At 64.0% G+C, this 16,553-nt stretch carries 14 protein-coding genes; 12 read left to right on the top strand and 2 right to left on the bottom strand.

What is annotated here, in order from left to right; translation table 11 throughout:
• The first annotated feature begins 27 nt into the window (after positions 1–27).
• From pal to QF092_RS17955, 9 genes are all read left to right on the top strand, one after another.
• Positions 28–561 carry a peptidoglycan-associated lipoprotein Pal gene (gene pal, locus QF092_RS17915; RefSeq protein WP_281466114.1) on the top strand — a complete coding sequence of 178 codons (534 nt, stop codon included), beginning with the start codon at positions 28–30 and terminating at the stop codon, positions 559–561.
• 4 nt (positions 562–565) lie between these two features.
• Positions 566–1,405 carry a tol-pal system protein YbgF gene (gene ybgF / locus QF092_RS17920; protein ID WP_281466115.1) on the top strand — a complete coding sequence of 280 codons (840 nt, stop codon included), beginning with the start codon at positions 566–568 and terminating at the stop codon, positions 1,403–1,405.
• Entirely contained in the window at positions 1,312–2,643 is a 1,332-nt protein-coding gene (tilS, locus tag QF092_RS17925) for a tRNA lysidine(34) synthetase TilS (RefSeq protein WP_281466116.1), read from the top strand. The genes ybgF and tilS overlap by 94 nt, the downstream gene beginning before the upstream one ends.
• Positions 2,644–2,724: 81 nt before the next feature.
• Positions 2,725–4,635 carry an ATP-dependent zinc metalloprotease FtsH gene (ftsH, locus tag QF092_RS17930; RefSeq protein WP_281466119.1) on the top strand — a complete coding sequence of 637 codons (1,911 nt, stop codon included), beginning with the start codon at positions 2,725–2,727 and terminating at the stop codon, positions 4,633–4,635.
• A gap of 160 nt (positions 4,636–4,795) precedes the next feature.
• On the top strand, positions 4,796–5,395 hold the full coding sequence (locus tag QF092_RS17935; RefSeq protein ID WP_281466121.1) for an MOSC domain-containing protein: 600 nt from the start codon (positions 4,796–4,798) through the stop codon (positions 5,393–5,395).
• A 183-nt stretch (positions 5,396–5,578) separates the two neighbouring features.
• A complete protein-coding gene (locus tag QF092_RS17940) occupies positions 5,579–7,255 on the top strand; it encodes a formate--tetrahydrofolate ligase (RefSeq protein WP_281466122.1) in 1,677 nt (558 codons plus the stop codon).
• A gap of 69 nt (positions 7,256–7,324) precedes the next feature.
• A complete protein-coding gene (locus QF092_RS17945; protein ID WP_281466124.1) occupies positions 7,325–7,621 on the top strand; it encodes a chorismate mutase in 297 nt (98 codons plus the stop codon).
• Positions 7,622–7,669: 48 nt separating this feature from the next.
• On the top strand, positions 7,670–8,560 hold the full coding sequence (gene folD / locus QF092_RS17950) for a bifunctional methylenetetrahydrofolate dehydrogenase/methenyltetrahydrofolate cyclohydrolase FolD (protein WP_281470086.1): 891 nt from the start codon (positions 7,670–7,672) through the stop codon (positions 8,558–8,560).
• 219 nt (positions 8,561–8,779) lie between these two features.
• Positions 8,780–9,526 carry a LytTR family DNA-binding domain-containing protein gene (locus tag QF092_RS17955; protein ID WP_281466126.1) on the top strand — a complete coding sequence of 249 codons (747 nt, stop codon included), beginning with the start codon at positions 8,780–8,782 and terminating at the stop codon, positions 9,524–9,526.
• On the opposite strand, the gene pdeM is transcribed toward QF092_RS17955, so the two are convergent.
• Entirely contained in the window at positions 9,519–10,163 is a 645-nt protein-coding gene (gene pdeM, locus QF092_RS17960; protein WP_281466128.1) for a ligase-associated DNA damage response endonuclease PdeM, read from the bottom strand. The two genes, QF092_RS17955 and pdeM, sit on opposite strands and share 8 nt — an antisense overlap.
• Before the next feature lie 40 nt (positions 10,164–10,203).
• Positions 10,204–12,597 carry a ligase-associated DNA damage response DEXH box helicase gene (locus QF092_RS17965; RefSeq protein WP_281466130.1) on the bottom strand — a complete coding sequence of 798 codons (2,394 nt, stop codon included), beginning with the start codon at positions 12,595–12,597 and terminating at the stop codon, positions 10,204–10,206.
• 385 nt (positions 12,598–12,982) lie between these two features.
• Here QF092_RS17965 and QF092_RS17970 point away from each other — a divergent pair, with 385 nt between their 5' ends.
• From QF092_RS17970 to QF092_RS17980, 3 genes are read left to right on the top strand one after another with little or no spacing between them, the layout of a single operon-like run.
• Positions 12,983–13,795 carry a TIGR00282 family metallophosphoesterase gene (locus QF092_RS17970; protein ID WP_281466132.1) on the top strand — a complete coding sequence of 271 codons (813 nt, stop codon included), beginning with the start codon at positions 12,983–12,985 and terminating at the stop codon, positions 13,793–13,795.
• 5 nt (positions 13,796–13,800) lie between these two features.
• Complete coding sequence (locus QF092_RS17975; protein WP_281470088.1) at positions 13,801–14,718, top strand: DMT family transporter; 918 nt, start codon at positions 13,801–13,803, stop codon at positions 14,716–14,718.
• Between the two features lie 45 nt (positions 14,719–14,763).
• On the top strand, positions 14,764–16,542 hold the full coding sequence (locus tag QF092_RS17980) for an SLC13 family permease (protein WP_281466134.1): 1,779 nt from the start codon (positions 14,764–14,766) through the stop codon (positions 16,540–16,542).
• Positions 16,543–16,553: the final 11 nt, after the last annotated feature.

The raw sequence follows: 16,553 nt of genomic DNA on the forward strand, positions 1-16,553 counted from the left end.
AAGAACACCAAAAAGGAACACTGAACCATGACGCTTCTACCCAAGGCCCTTCTCGTGGTCGCCGTCCTTGGACTGGCGGCTTGCAATAATCCTGACCGTTTCGGCGCGGGCGGTGCCGGTGGCGCCGGTGGCGCGGGTGGTCTGGGAGCGGGCGGCATCGGCACATCGGGCCTTGGTGACCCGAGCGATCCGCGGTCTATCGCCTATTTCAATCAGGCCGTGGGTGACCGCGTGCTGTTCGCGGTGGATCAATCCACCCTGTCGCCCGAGGCGCGGATGGTGCTGCAGGGGCAGGCGCAGTGGCTGAACGCCAATGCGTCCTATGCGATCATCATCGAAGGCCATGCCGACGAGCAGGGCACGCGGGAATACAACCTTGCGCTGGGCGCGCGGCGGGCAAGCGCGGTGCAGGATTTCCTGATCTCGCAGGGCGTGGCCCCGAACCGGATGCGGACCGTGTCTTACGGCAAGGAACGCCCGATCGAGGTGTGTTCGGATGAGGCCTGCTATTCCCAGAACCGTCGTGCGGTGACGGTCCTGTCGATGGGGGCGGGGGTCTGACGTGATGCGGGCGCTTCGCCTTCTGGCCCTTGCGGCCTTTTTTCCGGTGGCAGGGTTTGCGCAGGACGCGCAGACCCTTGCCGATATCCGAGCCGAGATCGCGGCGCTTCAGGCCGAGTTCAACGCTCTGAAATCCGAGCTGGTCAGCACCGGGGCGGCGGCGACGGGCGTCGCGGGTGGCGATGCCTTGCAACGGATGGATGCCATTGAGGCCGCGCTGATGCGGTTGACGGGAAAGACGGAAGAGGTGGAGTTGAAGCTGAACCGGGTGGTGGCCGACGGGACGAACCGTATCGGCGATCTGGAGTTCCGGTTGTGCGAATTGGAAGAGGGCTGCGATATCGCGGCCCTTGGTGATACGGCCCCGTTGGGCGGCGCGGGCGGAGGGGCGGTGGCCCCCATTGCCCCCGTGGTGACCGACCCGGCGTCAGGCGGTGCGGTGGCAGGGGGGCCGGAACTGGCCATCGGCGAACAGGCGGATTTCGACCGGGCCAAGGAGGTGCTCGGTCAAGGTGACTTTCGCACCGCTGCAGACCTCTTTGCGACCTTTACCCAATCCTACCCGGGTGGCCCCCTGACGCAGGAAGCGCATTACCTGCGCGGCGATGCGCTGAGCCAAGTGGGCGATACGGCGGGCGCGGCGCGCAGCTATCTTGAGGCCTTTTCGGGCCAACCTTCGGGACCGCAGGCGGCGCCTGCGCTGTTGAAACTGGGTCAGGCGCTTGGGGCCTTGGGGCAGACGCCCGAGGCATGTGTGACCTTGCAAGAGGTGGGCACACGGTTCCCCGGATCGGCGGAGGCCGCATCGGCCGCGTCGGCCATGGCGGGGCTTGGCTGCACCTGACCCGGGATATCGGGCATATCTTTCGCGCAGCGCTTGGCCCTGCGGCGCGCCAGCCCTTGGGTCTGGCGGTTTCGGGCGGTGGAGACAGCGTCGCCCTTCTGCATCTGGCGGTGGAGGCGGGCTGCAAGGTCGCCGTGGCGACCGTGGATCATGGCTTGCGCGAAGAGGCGGCGGCAGAGGCCGCGGCTGTGGCTGCGCGGTGCGAAGCGCTTGGGGTTCCGCATCGCGTTCTGGAATGGCGCTGGAACGGGCGGGGCAATCTGTCGGATGCGGCGCGGCGGGCGCGTATGACGCTGCTGGCCGACTGGGCGCGGGGTGCCGGGCTGGCGGCGGTGGCACTGGGCCATACGCAGGATGATGTGGCCGAAACTTTTCTGATGCGGTTGGCTCGGGATGCCGGAGTGGACGGCTTGGCGGCGATGGCCGCACGGCGCGAGGTGGCGGGTATGGTCTTTCTGCGGCCCCTTATGGGGGTGGGGCGGGCGGAATTGCGTGGCTGGCTTTTGTCGCGCGGGCTGGATTGGGTGGACGACCCGACGAATGAGGATGCGCATTTTGCCCGCGTCCGGGCGCGGCGGGCGATTGCGGCTATGGCCGATGCGGGCGTGGGGGCCGATCAGATCGCCGCGCTGGCCGGGCGGATGACGGATGTCCGCGAGGCGCTGGACGGGTCTGTTGCAGAGGCGGCGGCGCGGATCGCGCGGCTTGACCGGGGGGATGTGATCCTTGAAGGGGCGGGTCTGGCGCAATTGCCCGTGGAAATCCGGCGACGGCTGATGCGCGACGTGGTGATGTGGATTGGATCGGCGGAATATGGCCCACGTGGTGCAGAACTGGAGCGGTTCATCGCGGCGGCTTTGGAGGGGCGGGCGGCCACGCTGGGCGGCTGCCGGATGACGCCGGGGCGCGGGCGATTGCGCATCACCCGCGAGATGCGGGCGGTGGCGGGGCTGGAATGCGCGACGGATCAGGTCTGGGATGGGCGCTGGCGGGTGACGGGGCCGGAAATCGACGGCGATAACAGCGGCTTGACCATCCGTGCGCTGGGCATTGAGGGGCTGGCGCAGATCGCAGGCGCAGAGGCCGCGACGATGCCGCGGCTGTCGCTTTTGGCATCTCCGGCGGTCTGGCGGGGCGACATGCTGGTGGCGGCCCCCTTGGCCGGGCAGGGCGCGGGGTGGAGTGCGGCCTGTGCTGCGCCATTTGGCCCACTGTCTGCGGCACCTTTATCGCATTGAACCCTTGGGGTTTATCTCTATCTTACACAACAACGGGTCACGGGCCGTTTCTGGTGCTGTGGCGTTATGAGGAGGCATTTCGTGGGCAACGCACGAAACATCGCATTCTGGGTCGTTCTTTTCCTGCTGATACTGGCCCTGTTCAACCTGTTCAGTGGGAACCAGTCGACGATGTCGTCGCGGACCCTGTCTTATTCGGAATTCATCAGCCGCGTCGATGCGGGTGAGGTGCAGAGCGTTACGCTGGATGGCGAGCGCGTGCTGGTGCGGGCGCGGGACGGGTCGCAATATGTGACGATCAAGCCGGATGGCGAAACGCTGACCGACCGCCTGATCGACAAGGGCGTCGAGGTGAAGGCCGAGGCGCAGGAACAATCGGGCTTCATGTCTGTGCTGGGCATCTGGTTGCCCTTCCTTGTGCTGATCGGTGTCTGGATCTTCTTTATGAACCGCATGCAGGGCGGCGGACGGGGCGGCGCGATGGGCTTTGGCAAGAGCCGTGCGAAACTGCTGACCGAAAAGCATGGCCGCGTGACCTTTGACGATGTCGCTGGCATCGATGAGGCCAAGGAAGAGCTGGAAGAGATTGTCGAATTTCTGCGCAATCCGCAGAAGTTCAGCCGTCTGGGCGGCAAGATTCCCAAAGGCGCGCTGCTGGTTGGCCCGCCCGGCACCGGAAAGACGCTGCTGGCGCGCGCGATTGCGGGCGAGGCAGGGGTGCCGTTTTTCACCATCTCGGGTTCCGACTTTGTCGAGATGTTCGTGGGTGTGGGTGCGTCCCGTGTGCGCGACATGTTCGAGCAGGCGAAGAAGAACGCGCCCTGTATCGTTTTCATCGACGAGATCGATGCCGTGGGCCGTGCCCGTGGTGTTGGCATCGGCGGCGGGAATGACGAGCGCGAGCAGACCCTGAACCAGCTTCTGGTGGAGATGGACGGGTTTGAGGCGAATGAAGGCGTGATCATTGTCGCAGCCACGAACCGCAAGGACGTGCTGGACCCCGCGCTGCTGCGCCCCGGTCGTTTCGACCGCCAGATTCATGTGCCGAACCCCGATATCAAGGGACGGGAAAAGATTCTTGGCGTGCATGCGCGCAAGGTTCCGCTGGGGCCGGATGTGGACCTGCGGACGATTGCGCGGGGGACGCCGGGCTTTTCGGGGGCCGATCTGATGAACCTTGTTAACGAAGCGGCGCTGATGGCGGCGCGCGTGGGTCGGCGGTTCGTCACGATGGAAGATTTCGAAAACGCCAAGGACAAGGTGATGATGGGGGCCGAGCGTCGGTCCATGGTGCTGACGCCGGACCAGAAGGAAAAGACCGCCTATCACGAGGCCGGACATGCCATCGTCGGGTTGAACATGCCAAAATGCGACCCTGTCTACAAAGCCACGATCATCCCGCGTGGCGGTGCGCTTGGCATGGTGGTCAGCCTGCCCGAGATGGACCGGCTGAACATGCATAAGGACGAGGGCAAGCAGAAGATCGCCATGACCATGGCCGGCAAGGCGGCCGAGATCATCAAATATGGTGAGGAAGGCGTGTCGTCCGGCCCGGCTGGGGATATCCAGCAGGCGTCCTCTCTGGCTCGCGCGATGGTGATGCGCTGGGGCATGTCGGACAAGGTTGGCAATATCGACTATGCCGAGGCGCATGAAGGCTATCAGGGGAATACCGCCGGGTTCTCGGTTTCGGCCCATACGAAGGAGCTGATCGAGGACGAGGTGAAAAAGCTGATCGACGAAGGCTATGAAACCGCGCGGCGCATCCTTCTGGAAAAGGCCGAAGATTTCGAACGGCTGGCGAAGGGTCTTCTGGAATATGAGACGCTGACGGGTGACGAAATCCGCAAGGTGATCGCGGGTGAGGCACTTGGCGGTGATGACGATGCCGACAAGCCTGCGTCGGGTGGTGGCACCACATCCATCGCGGCGATCCCGAAGACGCGGCCCAAGGCGCCGAAGGCTGGCCCGGAGCCGGAGCCCATCGTCTAGACTTGGCTGATTGGTAATTGAATAAAGGCCCCGGAACCGAGAGGTTTCCGGGGCCTTACCTTTTCAACCCGCCTGAGGGACTTGCGGTGGCCCGTCCCGCGATGGAGGATGGTCGTTGCCAGGTCCCGTTTGGGCGGGACGTCCTTATGCCGAGGGTCTGATGCCTGTTCTGAAACCGACTGACTTTGCTGCCCGTATCGTCTGGCTTGGTCTTGTGCGTGACCGGGATGCCGCTTTGGAGGCGGTATCGGTGGAGCATGTGATGGCCAGCTTCGCGGGGCCGGAAGGCGATGCCCATGCGGGCGTGACGCGGCCGTCCTGCAGTCGGGTGACGGCGCAGTATCCGAAGGGGACCACGATCCGCAACACGCGGCAGTTTTCCATCCTGTCAGCAGAAGAACTGGCCCAGATCGCGGCGCGGATGGGGGTGGAGCGGCTGGACCCTGCGCTGGTGGGGGCGACGATGGTGGTCGAGGGGATCCCTGATTTCAGCCATGTTCCGCCCGGTAGCCGCTTGCAGGCGGCGGGAGGGGCGACGCTGGTGGTGGATATCGAGAACCGCCCCTGCACCCTGCCTGCCCGCCCCATCGAAGGGCGGCATCCGGGTTTCGGGGCGAAATTCAAGGCGGCGGCGGTGGGGCGGCGGGGCATCACCGCGTGGGTAGAGCGTGAGGGCAGCCTGCAAGTCGGCGAGGCGCTGCGCCTGCATATCCCCGATCAGCCGGTCTGGGCGCATCTGGAGGCGGTTCGGGGTAAGTGATTTCCCAATGGTGAATTTAGTTTCATCAAGGCAAATTCCGCGCTTCGGCCCCTAGGGTTTCCGATCGGAAACGCCATTTGGCGAATCCGGGGGCAAAAATGTCGGAAAAGCCACTCGCATAGCCCGTTTCCCCCGGTATCACGTCGGAAACGGGATCGAGACCCCGCCAAGGGAGCATGGGACATGGCCTTCAAGACCGATATCGAGATTGCGCGTGAAGCGAAGAAGAAGCCGATCATGGAGATCGGGGCAAAGCTGGGCATTCCGTCCGAGCATCTGCTGCCCTATGGCCATGACAAGGCAAAGGTGAGCCAGGATTTCATCAAGAGCCTTGCGGGCAAGCCGGATGGAAAGCTGATCCTTGTCACCGCGATCAACCCGACGCCTGCAGGCGAAGGCAAGACGACGACAACGGTGGGTCTGGGCGATGGCCTGAACCGGATCGGCAAGAAAGCGGTGATCTGCATCCGCGAAGCGAGCCTTGGCCCGAATTTCGGGATGAAGGGCGGCGCCGCGGGCGGCGGTTATGCGCAGGTCGTGCCGATGGAGGAAATGAACCTTCACTTCACCGGCGATTTCCATGCGATCACCTCGGCGCACAACCTGCTGTCGGCGATGATCGACAACCATATCTACTGGGGCAATAGCCTTGATATCGACGAGCGCCGCGTGTCGTGGCGCCGCGTGATGGATATGAATGACCGTGCCCTGCGCGACATCGTCGTCAGCCTTGGCGGCGTGGCGAACGGCTTCCCGCGTCAGACGGGTTTCGACATCACGGTGGCGTCCGAGGTGATGGCGATCCTGTGCCTGTCGAACGATCTGGAAGACCTGCAAAAGCGGTTGGGCGATATCGTCGTGGCCTATACCCGGGACAAGAAGCCGGTTTATTGCCGCGACATCAAGGCCGATGGCGCGATGACGGTGCTTCTCAAGGATGCGATGCAGCCGAACCTTGTGCAGACGCTGGAAAACAACCCCGCCTTTGTGCATGGCGGTCCCTTTGCCAATATCGCCCATGGCTGCAACAGCGTGATCGCCACCAAGACGGCGCTGAAGCTGGGGGAATATGTGGTGACCGAGGCGGGCTTTGGTGCCGACCTTGGGGCCGAGAAGTTCTTTGACATCAAGTGCCGCAAGGCCGGGTTGAAGCCTTCGGCGGCGGTCATCGTGGCCACGGTGCGCGCGATGAAGATGAATGGTGGCGTGGCTAAGGCCGATCTGGGGGCCGAGAATGTCGATGCGGTCAAGAAGGGCTGCCCGAACCTTGGCCGCCATATCGCCAATGTGAAATCCTTTGGCGTGCCGGTGGTGGTGGCGATCAACCACTTCTACAGCGACACGGATGCCGAGATTGCCGCCGTGAAGGCCTATGTGGCCGAACAGGGCGCGGAAGCCATCCTTTGCAAGCACTGGGCGAACGGTTCGGCAGGGATTGAAGATCTGGCGCATAAGGTCGTGCAACTGGCGGAGTCGGGTGCCGCGAATTTCGCGCCGCTCTATCCCGACGAGATGCCGCTGTTCCAGAAGCTGGAGACCATCGCCAAGCGCATCTATCATGCGGATGAGGTGATTGCCGACAAATCGATCCGGGATCAGCTGAAGGCGTGGGAAGCGGCGGGCTACGGCCATCTCCCGATCTGCGTGGCGAAGACGCAGTATTCCTTCACGACCGATCCGTCCGTGCGCGGTGCGCCCACGGGCCATTCGGTGCCGGTGCGGGAAGTGCGGCTGTCGGCTGGCGCAGGGTTCATCGTCGCCATCTGCGGTGAGATCATGACGATGCCCGGTCTGCCCAAGGTGCCGTCGGCCGAGGTGATCCGTCTGAATGATCAGGGCCATGTCGAGGGGCTGTTCTGATCTGATCTGTCGCGTTGCCCTTTCGGGTTGGCGCCCTTACATGGGGGCCATCCTGAAAGGGGGCGAGGCATGAAGAGGCCGGAAGACTGCAACACGATGGCCGATATCCGGGCCGAGATCGACAGGCTGGACGAGGCGCTGGTGGCGATGTTCGCGGAGCGGACCGCCTATATCGACCGTGCGGCGGCGATCAAGGAAGAGATCGGCTTGCCCGCGCGGATCGAGGATCGGGTGGAGCAAGTCGTGGCCAATGTGCGGCGTCATGCGGTGGCCCATGGGTTGCCGCCGGACAAGTTGGAAAAGCTGTGGCGCAAGCTGATCGACTGGTCGATCGAGCGCGAGGAAGACCATTTGCGGAAGGGATGAGGCCGGCGCCTACCCGACCGCTTCGGGCAAAGGGAAGGGATGGGCGCGATGGGTGCCAAGGTGATCGACGGCAAGGCCTTTGCGGCGGATGTGCGGGCGCGCGTGGCGGCCCATGTGGCGCGGCTGAAAGAAGAGCAAGGCATCGTGCCGGGACTGGCCGTGGTGCTGGTGGGTGAGGATCCGGCCAGCAAGGTCTATGTGCGCAACAAGCATGCTTCGACCATCGAGGTGGGCATGGCGAGCTTTGAGCATCGCCTGCCTGCTGAAACGGGCGAGGCGGAGTTGCTGGCCCTGATCGACAAGCTGAACGGCGATCCGGCGGTGCATGGCATTCTTGTGCAATTGCCGCTGCCGGGGCATTTGAATTCCGAACTGGTGATCAACCGGATCGATCCGGCGAAGGATGTGGATGGGTTCCATATCTCGAATGTCGGGCTTTTGGGCACGGGGCAGAAGTCGATGGTGCCCTGCACGCCGCTTGGCTGTCTGATGATGCTGCGGGATCATCATGGGAAGCTTGCCGGGTTGAATGCGGTGGTTGTGGGGCGGTCGAACATCGTGGGCAAGCCGATGGCGCAGCTTTTGCTTGGCGATAGCTGCACGGTGACCATTGCGCATAGCCGGACGCAGGATTTGGCCGAGGTGTGCCGCCGCGCAGATATCCTTGTGGCGGCGGTGGGTCGGCCCGAGATGATCACGGGCGATATGGTCAAGCCGGGTGCGACGGTCATCGACGTGGGCATCAACCGCATCGAACGGGATGGTAAGGCCAAGCTGGTAGGGGATGTGCATTACGACAGCGCCGCCGCCGTGGCGGGTGCGATCACCCCGGTGCCCGGGGGCGTGGGGCCGATGACCATTGCCTGTCTGTTGGCCAATACGCTGACGGCCTGCTGCCGCGCGAATGGCCTGCCGGAACCGGAAGGATTGACGGCCTGAACTTGGATGGAACGGCAAGAAATTGCATAATGGGGGAAATCCCCGACCCGTTCCAACACAAGGAATTGCCCTAAGCCTGCCGCGCTGTTAACCTTTCTTGGGGTTGAGGACTGTGGGGACATGTCCGCATTCTGGAGTGAATGGAAGCGTGAGCTGATTTCTCAGCGAACCGCGGCGATGTGGGGTTTCGCGACATTGATTGCCGCGATCCTTGGACCGATGGGAAGCTATGAGAACTGCACTTTCGACCATCGGTTGTGGCTGTGGGGGATGTGGATCGGGCTTTTTGCAGTGATCGGCACAGGTGTGCGGTCTTTCGTGCATAACGTCCTGCGTCTGAGGGATTTTCATCGCGGCGGGCTATTGACGGCGGTTCTTGTGGCCTGTGGCGTCGGCTTTCCGGTGAATGCGATGAACCTGCTGGCGGTGCTGCCGGATGTGGGCGGGCCTTATCTGAACGCCGACCTGCCCGAAATCGCGGCGATGGTCTTTGTGTTCAGTCTGGCGATCGTTGCGCATCACCATTTTTGGCCTGTGCCAGCAGGGGCAGGGGTGCAGGCGGGGCCGATCCGTGTGAAGCCCGTGCCGCCCACGCCTGTGTCGGCCGTTCCCGAGGCGTTGGTTGAGCCGCAGGTGGTGGCAGAGGTGGCGACGCTGCCGCGGATCGTGGCGCGGCTGGAAGACGGATTGCGCGGGCCGCTGGTCGCGCTTTCGGTGCGCGATCACTATGTCGATGTGCAGACCACTTTGGGCCGTGGCACTGTGCTGATGCGGTTGGGTGACGCTGTGGAAGAGGTAGGCCCGGTGCCGGGGGCGCAGGTGCACCGATCGCATTGGGTGGCATGGGATCAGGTCATCGGCGTAGAGCGAGAGCAGGGTCGGCTGTTCCTGCGCATGGCGGCGGGGCCGAATATCCCGGTCAGCCGCAACAACCGTGACAGGTTGGTGGAGCGCGGACTTATCTGATCGGAACCGGAATCGCCCGCGGGCCAGTCAGGATGGCCAGTGCGGGGGCCTGTATCAGGGGCCGCAGCGCCGGGTCGTCGGCGTGAAGCCCGCCTGTGTAAAGACCGAAAGCGGGCAGGATCAGGCGATCTTGATCAAGCAGAAAACAGGGGCGCGCGGCGCCTTTCAGGCGCAGCTTCGGGTGGTAATGCCCTGAGATTTCTGCCTTTTCCTGTGGGTCCGCGATATGGCGAAAGGTCAGGGGGCCAAGGGTCAGCTGCGCGCGGTGGGTGCCGCCGATTTCCACCGGGCCTGCGTCATGATTGCCTTCGATCCATGTCCAGTCGCGCCCCGCCATCAGGCGGGCGAGGCGCAGGCGGGCCTCTTCCTCTAACCCCCGTGCGGCGGCGAGGTCGTCGAAACTGTCGCCGAGGCACAGGACATGGGCGGGGGTGGTGCGGTCCACCTCGGCCTCTAACCTATGCAGGGTTTCCCTTGTTTCATAGGGGGGAAGCAGCGCGCCGCCGCGCCGGGCGAGGCGTTCGGATTTGCCGAGATGCAAGTCCGAGACGCAGAGAAGCCGCTGCGCAGGCCAATAAAGCGCGCCAGAGGGCAGGGCGTGAAGCATTTCGCCGGACAGGGTGAAGGCGTGGTGCATGGGCGAGGTTTGCCCTGTGGCGCAAGGGGTTGCAAGCGGGTCAGGCGAGGCCCGCCTCGGCCATCAGGCGCATGGCCGCCTCTTCCAGCATGCGTTCGCGGCCTGTGCCATGGACGGGGATGCGGCCCGGTTCAAGGAAGAGGGGGGCGGCAAGGGGCGTGACGCGGGGCAGGCGGATCAGGTCGATCCGGCCCTCGACGCGGAAAAGCATGTCTTCGATGCGCGAGAAATCGACGAGGCCGCGTTCGGCCTCTTCCCGCGTGACCTGCAAGAGCAGGTGGTCGGGGTCGTATTTTCTGAGCGTGTCATAGAGGATGTCGGAGGAGAAGGTGGCCTGCCTGCCTGTCTTGCGGCGGCCTTGGTGCGCGCGTTCGATCAGGCCTGCGATGATGGCGGTGGCGCGGAAGGTGCGTTTCATCACGGCATTGCCGGACAGCCATGTTTCCAGCCCTTCGCGCAGTTTGGCGAGGTTGAAGAGGGGCGCGGCATTGGTGACGGGATCGAGGCCCCAGATCAGTGTGGCATAATCGGTGGCGACAAAGCCCAAGGGAGCAAGCCCTTGTTCCTCCATCCTTTTTGTCACGAGTAGGGCCAGGGTCTGCATCGCGTTGCGGCCTGCAAATCCATAGATGCAAAGATGTTCGCGCCCGTCATGGGGGAAGCTTTCGACCAGAAGGCGGTCGGGCTGTGGCAGGCGGCTGACATCGCGTTGCAGGGCAAGCCACTGGGCCGTGTGGGCAGGCAGGTCTGGCCAGCTATCGGATTGTAAAAGTTCGAGAATGCGTTGCGTGAGAAGGGTTGAGGTGGCGAATTTCGTGCCGTTGAAAGTGGCCACTTTCGGGTCGCGACCGGGTTGGCGGGTGACCTCGACCGTCATTTCGCGCAGGCCTTCGTAACGGACAATCTCGCCGCCGATGAGGAAGGTGTCGCCGGGGGTGAGGGTGGCGGCGAAGCCTTCCTCGACCTCTCCTAATGGGGTGCCGCCGGGGCGGTTCTTGAGGCGGACCTTCAGGGTTTCGGTGTCGATGATGGTGCCGAGGTTCTGGCGGATCAGGGCGGCGGTGCGGGGATCGCGCAGCTGCCATTTTCCGGATTTCTCTTGCAATCTCTGCCACTTATCATAAGCGCGCAGGGCATAGCCGCCGGTGGCGCAGAAGTCGAGGCAGGCATCGAACTGGGGGCGTGTCAGCGTGGCATAGGGGCCGGCGCGGGTCACTTCGGTAAACAAATCATTAGCGTCGAACGACCCGGAGGCCGCGGTCATCAGGATATGCTGACAAAGCACGTCGCGTGGGCCGGGGCCGCGCGGTTCGCCGTCAAGGGTGTGGTCGCGGACGGCATCAAGGGCGGCGCGGCATTCAACCACCTCAAACCGGTTGGCGGGAAGGATGAGGGCCTTCGATGGGGCGTTGTAGCGGTGATTGGCACGGCCGATCCTTTGCACGAGGCGTTTGACGTTCTTTGGCGCACCAACCTGAATCACCAGATCGACATCGCCCCAGTCGATGCCGAGGTCGAGCGAGCCGGTGCAGACCACGGCGCGGAGCTTTCCCTCTGCCATCGCGGCCTCCACCCTTTCGCGCTGTTCGCGGGCGAGGGAGCCGTGGTGGATGCCGATGGGCAGCCCGTCGTCGTTCTGTAGCCAGAGATCGTGAAAGAAGAGTTCCGCCTGCGCCCTTGTGTTGTGGAAGATGAGCGTGGTGCGGTGGCGGCGGACTTCGTCAAGGATTGCGCGCATGGCGTAGCGGCCGCCGCCGCCTGACCAGGGCGGGGGGGCGTCGGTTTCCAGCATGGAGATATCGGGGTCGGGGCCGGGGTCTGCCTCTAGGATCTCGCAGCCTGTAGGGCCGAGGTAGCGGGCCAGCGCAGGCGGGTCTTCGACCGTGGCGGAAAGGCCCACGCGGCGCAGGCCGGGGGCGAGGCTTTCGAGGCGGGAGAGGAGCAGCATGAGCTGATCGCCGCGTTTGGATTCGGCCAGCGCATGCAATTCGTCGATCACAACCCTTTGGAGGGATTGGAAAATGCGTGGCGCATCTTCGTAGGAAAGAAGGAGGGCGAGCGATTCCGGCGTGGTGAGCAGGATATGCGGTGGGTCGGCGCGTTGGCGGCGACGCTGGGTGTAGGAGGTGTCACCCGTGCGGTCTTCGATGCGGATGGGAAGGTGGGCGCCTTCGACAGGGGTGCGGAGGTTCCTGCGGATGTCGGCGGTGAGTGCCTTGAGGGGCGAGATGTAGAGCGTGTGCAGGCCGGGGGGCGGGGTTTGCCCCAGTTCCGCCAGCGTCGGGAGGAAGCCCGCCAGCGTCTTGCCGCCGCCCGTGGGCGCAATGAGAAGGGTGGCGGGATGCGCCGCGCGGGCCAGCATCTGCTGCTGATGCGGGTGGAGGGTCCAGCCCTTTTGGGACAGCCAATCTGTGAGGGGGTGCGGGAGGTGCATGGGCGGATGGTAGGGCGCGAGGTTGGGCGGGGGAAGGGCGTGATTTCAGAGGCTTGGCCGAAAACGGCTGTGCCCTGTTTTGTGCCGCCTTTTGTGCAGCAAAGTGTTCATACAAATTTCGAGAGGGATGTCGGGATTTCTCTTGGTTCTGTGCGCTGGTGTGGAGGTTCCGCCTTCTCGCCTCCCCTCTCCTCCCCCAGAAGGTTTGGGGGAGCGGGGAGGCGGTTATCCTGCGGCCTTGGGTCAGGCTGGGGGCGGTGTTTGAGTATTTGGGCCAAGGTGAAAGGGCAGGGGAAGGGGGGAATTGCAGCACGGCGCGGGATTTGCGACGGGCGGCGTCGGGAACGGGATTGCCGTTTGCCGTGGCAGGGCTTAGGGCGAAGGGATGCGGATCCTTTTTCTTGGCGATGTGATGGGGCGGGCGGGGCGTGCGGCGATCACCGCGCGGCTGCCGGCTTTGCGGGCGGACTGGACGCTCGATTTCATTGTGGTGAATGGCGAGAATGCCTCATCCGGGGCGGGGCTGACGCCGGATCATGCCAAGGCGATCCTTGCGGCGGGGGCGGATTGCATCACGCTGGGCGATCATGCCTTTGACCAGAAGGACATGCTGTCTTTCATCGAGACGGAGCCGCGGATCATCCGGCCAATCAACTTTTCCAAGGTCGCGCCGGGGAAGGGGTTTCGGGTCTTTACCGCGACGCAGGGGCGCAAGGTTCTGGTGGCACAGGTTCTGGGGCAGGTTTTCATGAAGCGGCCCTTCGATGACCCGTTTTCGGCCATTGAGGGGGTGTTGAAGACTCATGCTCTTGGCGCGGCTGTGCAGGCGGCGGTGGTGGATGTGCATGCCGAGGCCACGTCCGAGAAGATGGGCATGGGGCATTGGTGCGATGGGCAGGCGAGCCTTGTGGTGGGGACACATACCCACGTGCCGACGGCGGATGCGATGATCCTGAAAGGGGGCACGGCCTATCTGACCGATGCGGGCATGTGCGGGGATTATGACAGCGTCATCGGGATGGAGAAGATGGAACCCCTGCGCCGTTTCGTGACCGGCATGGCCAAAGGGCGGTTCGAACCGGCGGAGGGAGAGGCCACGCTGTCGGGGGTGTTCGTCGAGACGGATGACCGGACGGGCAAGGCCCTGCGGGTGGCCCCCGTGCGGGTGGGCGGCAAGCTGATGGAGAGCGCACCTTGAGCGACATGCCGGTGGCCGTTCCGGTGACCGGTCGGAGATGGTTTCATCTGGCGGTGCTGCTTTGCCTTGGGCTGGGCTGGGGGATGACGCAGCCCTTGGGCAAGATGGCGACGGCAGAGGGGCATGGGCCTTTCGGATTGATCTTCTGGCAACTGGTGGTCTGCGTTCTGGTCCTTGGCGCGCTGTGCCTGCCACGGCGGAAGGGGCTGGTGTTCAGCAGGCCTGCGCTGCGTTTTTATGTCGTCGTGGCGGCCTTGGGGACGTTGATCCCGAATGCCACTTTTTACCTTTCGATCGCGCGGCTGCCTTCGGGGGTGATGTCGATGATCATTTCGGCGGTGCCGATGATTGCTTTTCCCTTGGCCGTGATCCTTGGGATGGAGCGGTTTGGTTGGCTGCGGCTTTTGGGCCTGTGCCTTGGGCTGGTTTCGGTGCTGCTTTTGGCGGCACCGGGGGCGGTGCTGCCCGATGCGGCGATGGCGGCCTTTCTGCCTTTGGCGATGGTGGGGCCGCTTTGCTATGCGCTGGAGGGGCTGTATGTGGCGCGTTATGGCACGGCGGGAATGGACCCGGTGCAGGCCATGTTCGGGGCATCGGTGGCGGGGCTGATCGGGGTCTTTCCGGTGGCGATGCTGACGGGGCAGTTCTTTGACCCCTTTGCCGATTTCGGGCAGGCAGAGGCGGCTTTGGCGGGGTCTTCGGCGCTGCATGCAGTGATTTACGCGGCCTATGTCTGGCTGGCGTTCCGGGCGGGTGCGGTCTTTGCCTCACAATGTTCCTATATCGTGACGGGGGCGGGAATTTTCTGGGCGATGCTGCTTTTGGGGGAGAGATTTCCTCCTTCTCTTTGGCTGTCCCTTGTTTTGCTTCTGTCCGGTGTGGCATTGGTCAGCCCACGGGCGCGGGAGGGGCGGCGGGGGTGACCCCGGCCCATCGCAGCGCGGATCGGGTGCGGTGATGGGGGCGGGATGTTCGGTTGGGAACTGGCGGCGGACTGGCAGCCTTGGGTGGCGATGGGCATCCTGGCGGGGATGTTCGTGCTGTTCGTGCGGGAGAGCTATCCTGTTGAGGTGACGGCGCTGGGCGGGGCGGCGATGATGCTGATGCTGGGCATCCTGCCGGTTCGGGATGCGACAGCGGTGCTGGCCAATCCCGCGCCATGGACGATCATGATGATGTTTCTGGTCATGGGCGGGCTGGTCCGAACGGGCGCGGTGGAAAGCGTCGTGCGGATGGCCGAACGGCATGTGGGCGGGCGGCCCAAGACGACCGTGGTGGTCCTGTTCGGCACGATTGCGGTGGCGTCGGGCTTTATGAACAACACGCCCCTTGTGGCGGTGATGATCCCGGTGGTGATGCAGATTGCGGTGAAGTTGCGGACCGCGCCGTCGAAGTTGTTGATCCCCTTGTCCTATATGACCGTTCTGGGTGGCATGATCACGCTGATCGGGACATCGACGAACCTTCTGGTCGATGGCGTGGCGGCCAAGGCGGGGCTGGAGCATTTCGGGATTTTTGAGATCGCGCCCTTGGGGATCGTCTTGATGATCGCGGGGGGGCTGTTTCTTGCGCTGACGGCAGAGAAGCTTTTGCCCGTGCGGCAGAGCATGGGCGTTTTGCTGAGCGACCGGCGCAAGATGAAGTATTTCACGGAAGTGGCGATTCCCGAGGACAGCCCGCTGATCGGGCAGGCGGTGCTGGAGATCGATCTCTTCAAGCGGGATGGCGTACGGTTGATCGACGTCTTGCGGGGGGATGCGTCGCTGCGGCGGGATCTTGCGCCTGTCGTGCTGGAAGCGGGGGACCGGGTGGTTCTGCGCACGGAGATGACCGAGCTTCTTGGCTTGCAGGGCCGCAAGGACCTGCATCTGGTCGACAAGCTGTCCTCGACCCAGACCGAGACGGTGGAGGTGCTGATCTCGCCCGGTTGCCGGATGGAGGGGCGTCGTCTGGGCGAGCTGCGGTTGCGGCGGCGCTATGGCGTCTATGTGCTGGCGGCGCATCGGCGGAACCAGAATATCGGGCGGCAGCTGGATGATCTGATCGTGCGGGTGGGGGATACGCTGCTTTTGGAAGGGGCGGTGGAGGATATCCAGCGACTGGCGGCGGATATGGATCTGGTGGATATCAGCCGGCCGTCGATCAAGCCCTTCCGGCGGACGAAGGCGCCCATCGCGGTGGCGGCGCTGGCGGGGATTGTGGTTCTGTCGGCGCTTGATGTCGCGCCGATCCTGCCCTTGGGCCTTTTTGCGGTGGCGGTGATCCTGATCACGCGCTGCGTGGATGCGGAAGAGGCGTTTTCCTTCGTGGATGGGCGGCTTTTGGCGATGATCTTCGCCATGCTGGCGGTCGGCGAGGGGCTGAGCCAGTCCGGCGCTGTGGCCCTGATGGTGGAGGTGGTGGCGCCCTGGCTGGCAGAGTTGTCGCCGTTCTTCCTTGTGCTTTGCGTCTATTTCCTTGGGCTGGCGCTGACGGAGTTTCTGTCGAACAATGCGGTGGCGGTGATCTATACGCCCATCGTCATTGAATTGGGCCAATCGCTGGGGGTGGACCCGCGGCCCTTGGTGGTGGCGGTGATGTTCTCGGCCTCGGTGGCCTTTGCGACGCCGGTGGGGTATCAGACCAATATGATGGTCTATGGACCCGGCGGTTATCGGTTTTCAGACTTCATGCGGGTGGGGATACCGCTGAACATCCTGACGGGATTGCTGGCTTCGGCACTGATCCCGGTGATCTGGCCTTTGTGAGGGGCTTTCAT

The organism is Fuscovulum ytuae (assembly GCF_029953595.1).
Lineage (GTDB): Bacteria > Pseudomonadota > Alphaproteobacteria > Rhodobacterales > Rhodobacteraceae > Paragemmobacter > Paragemmobacter ytuae.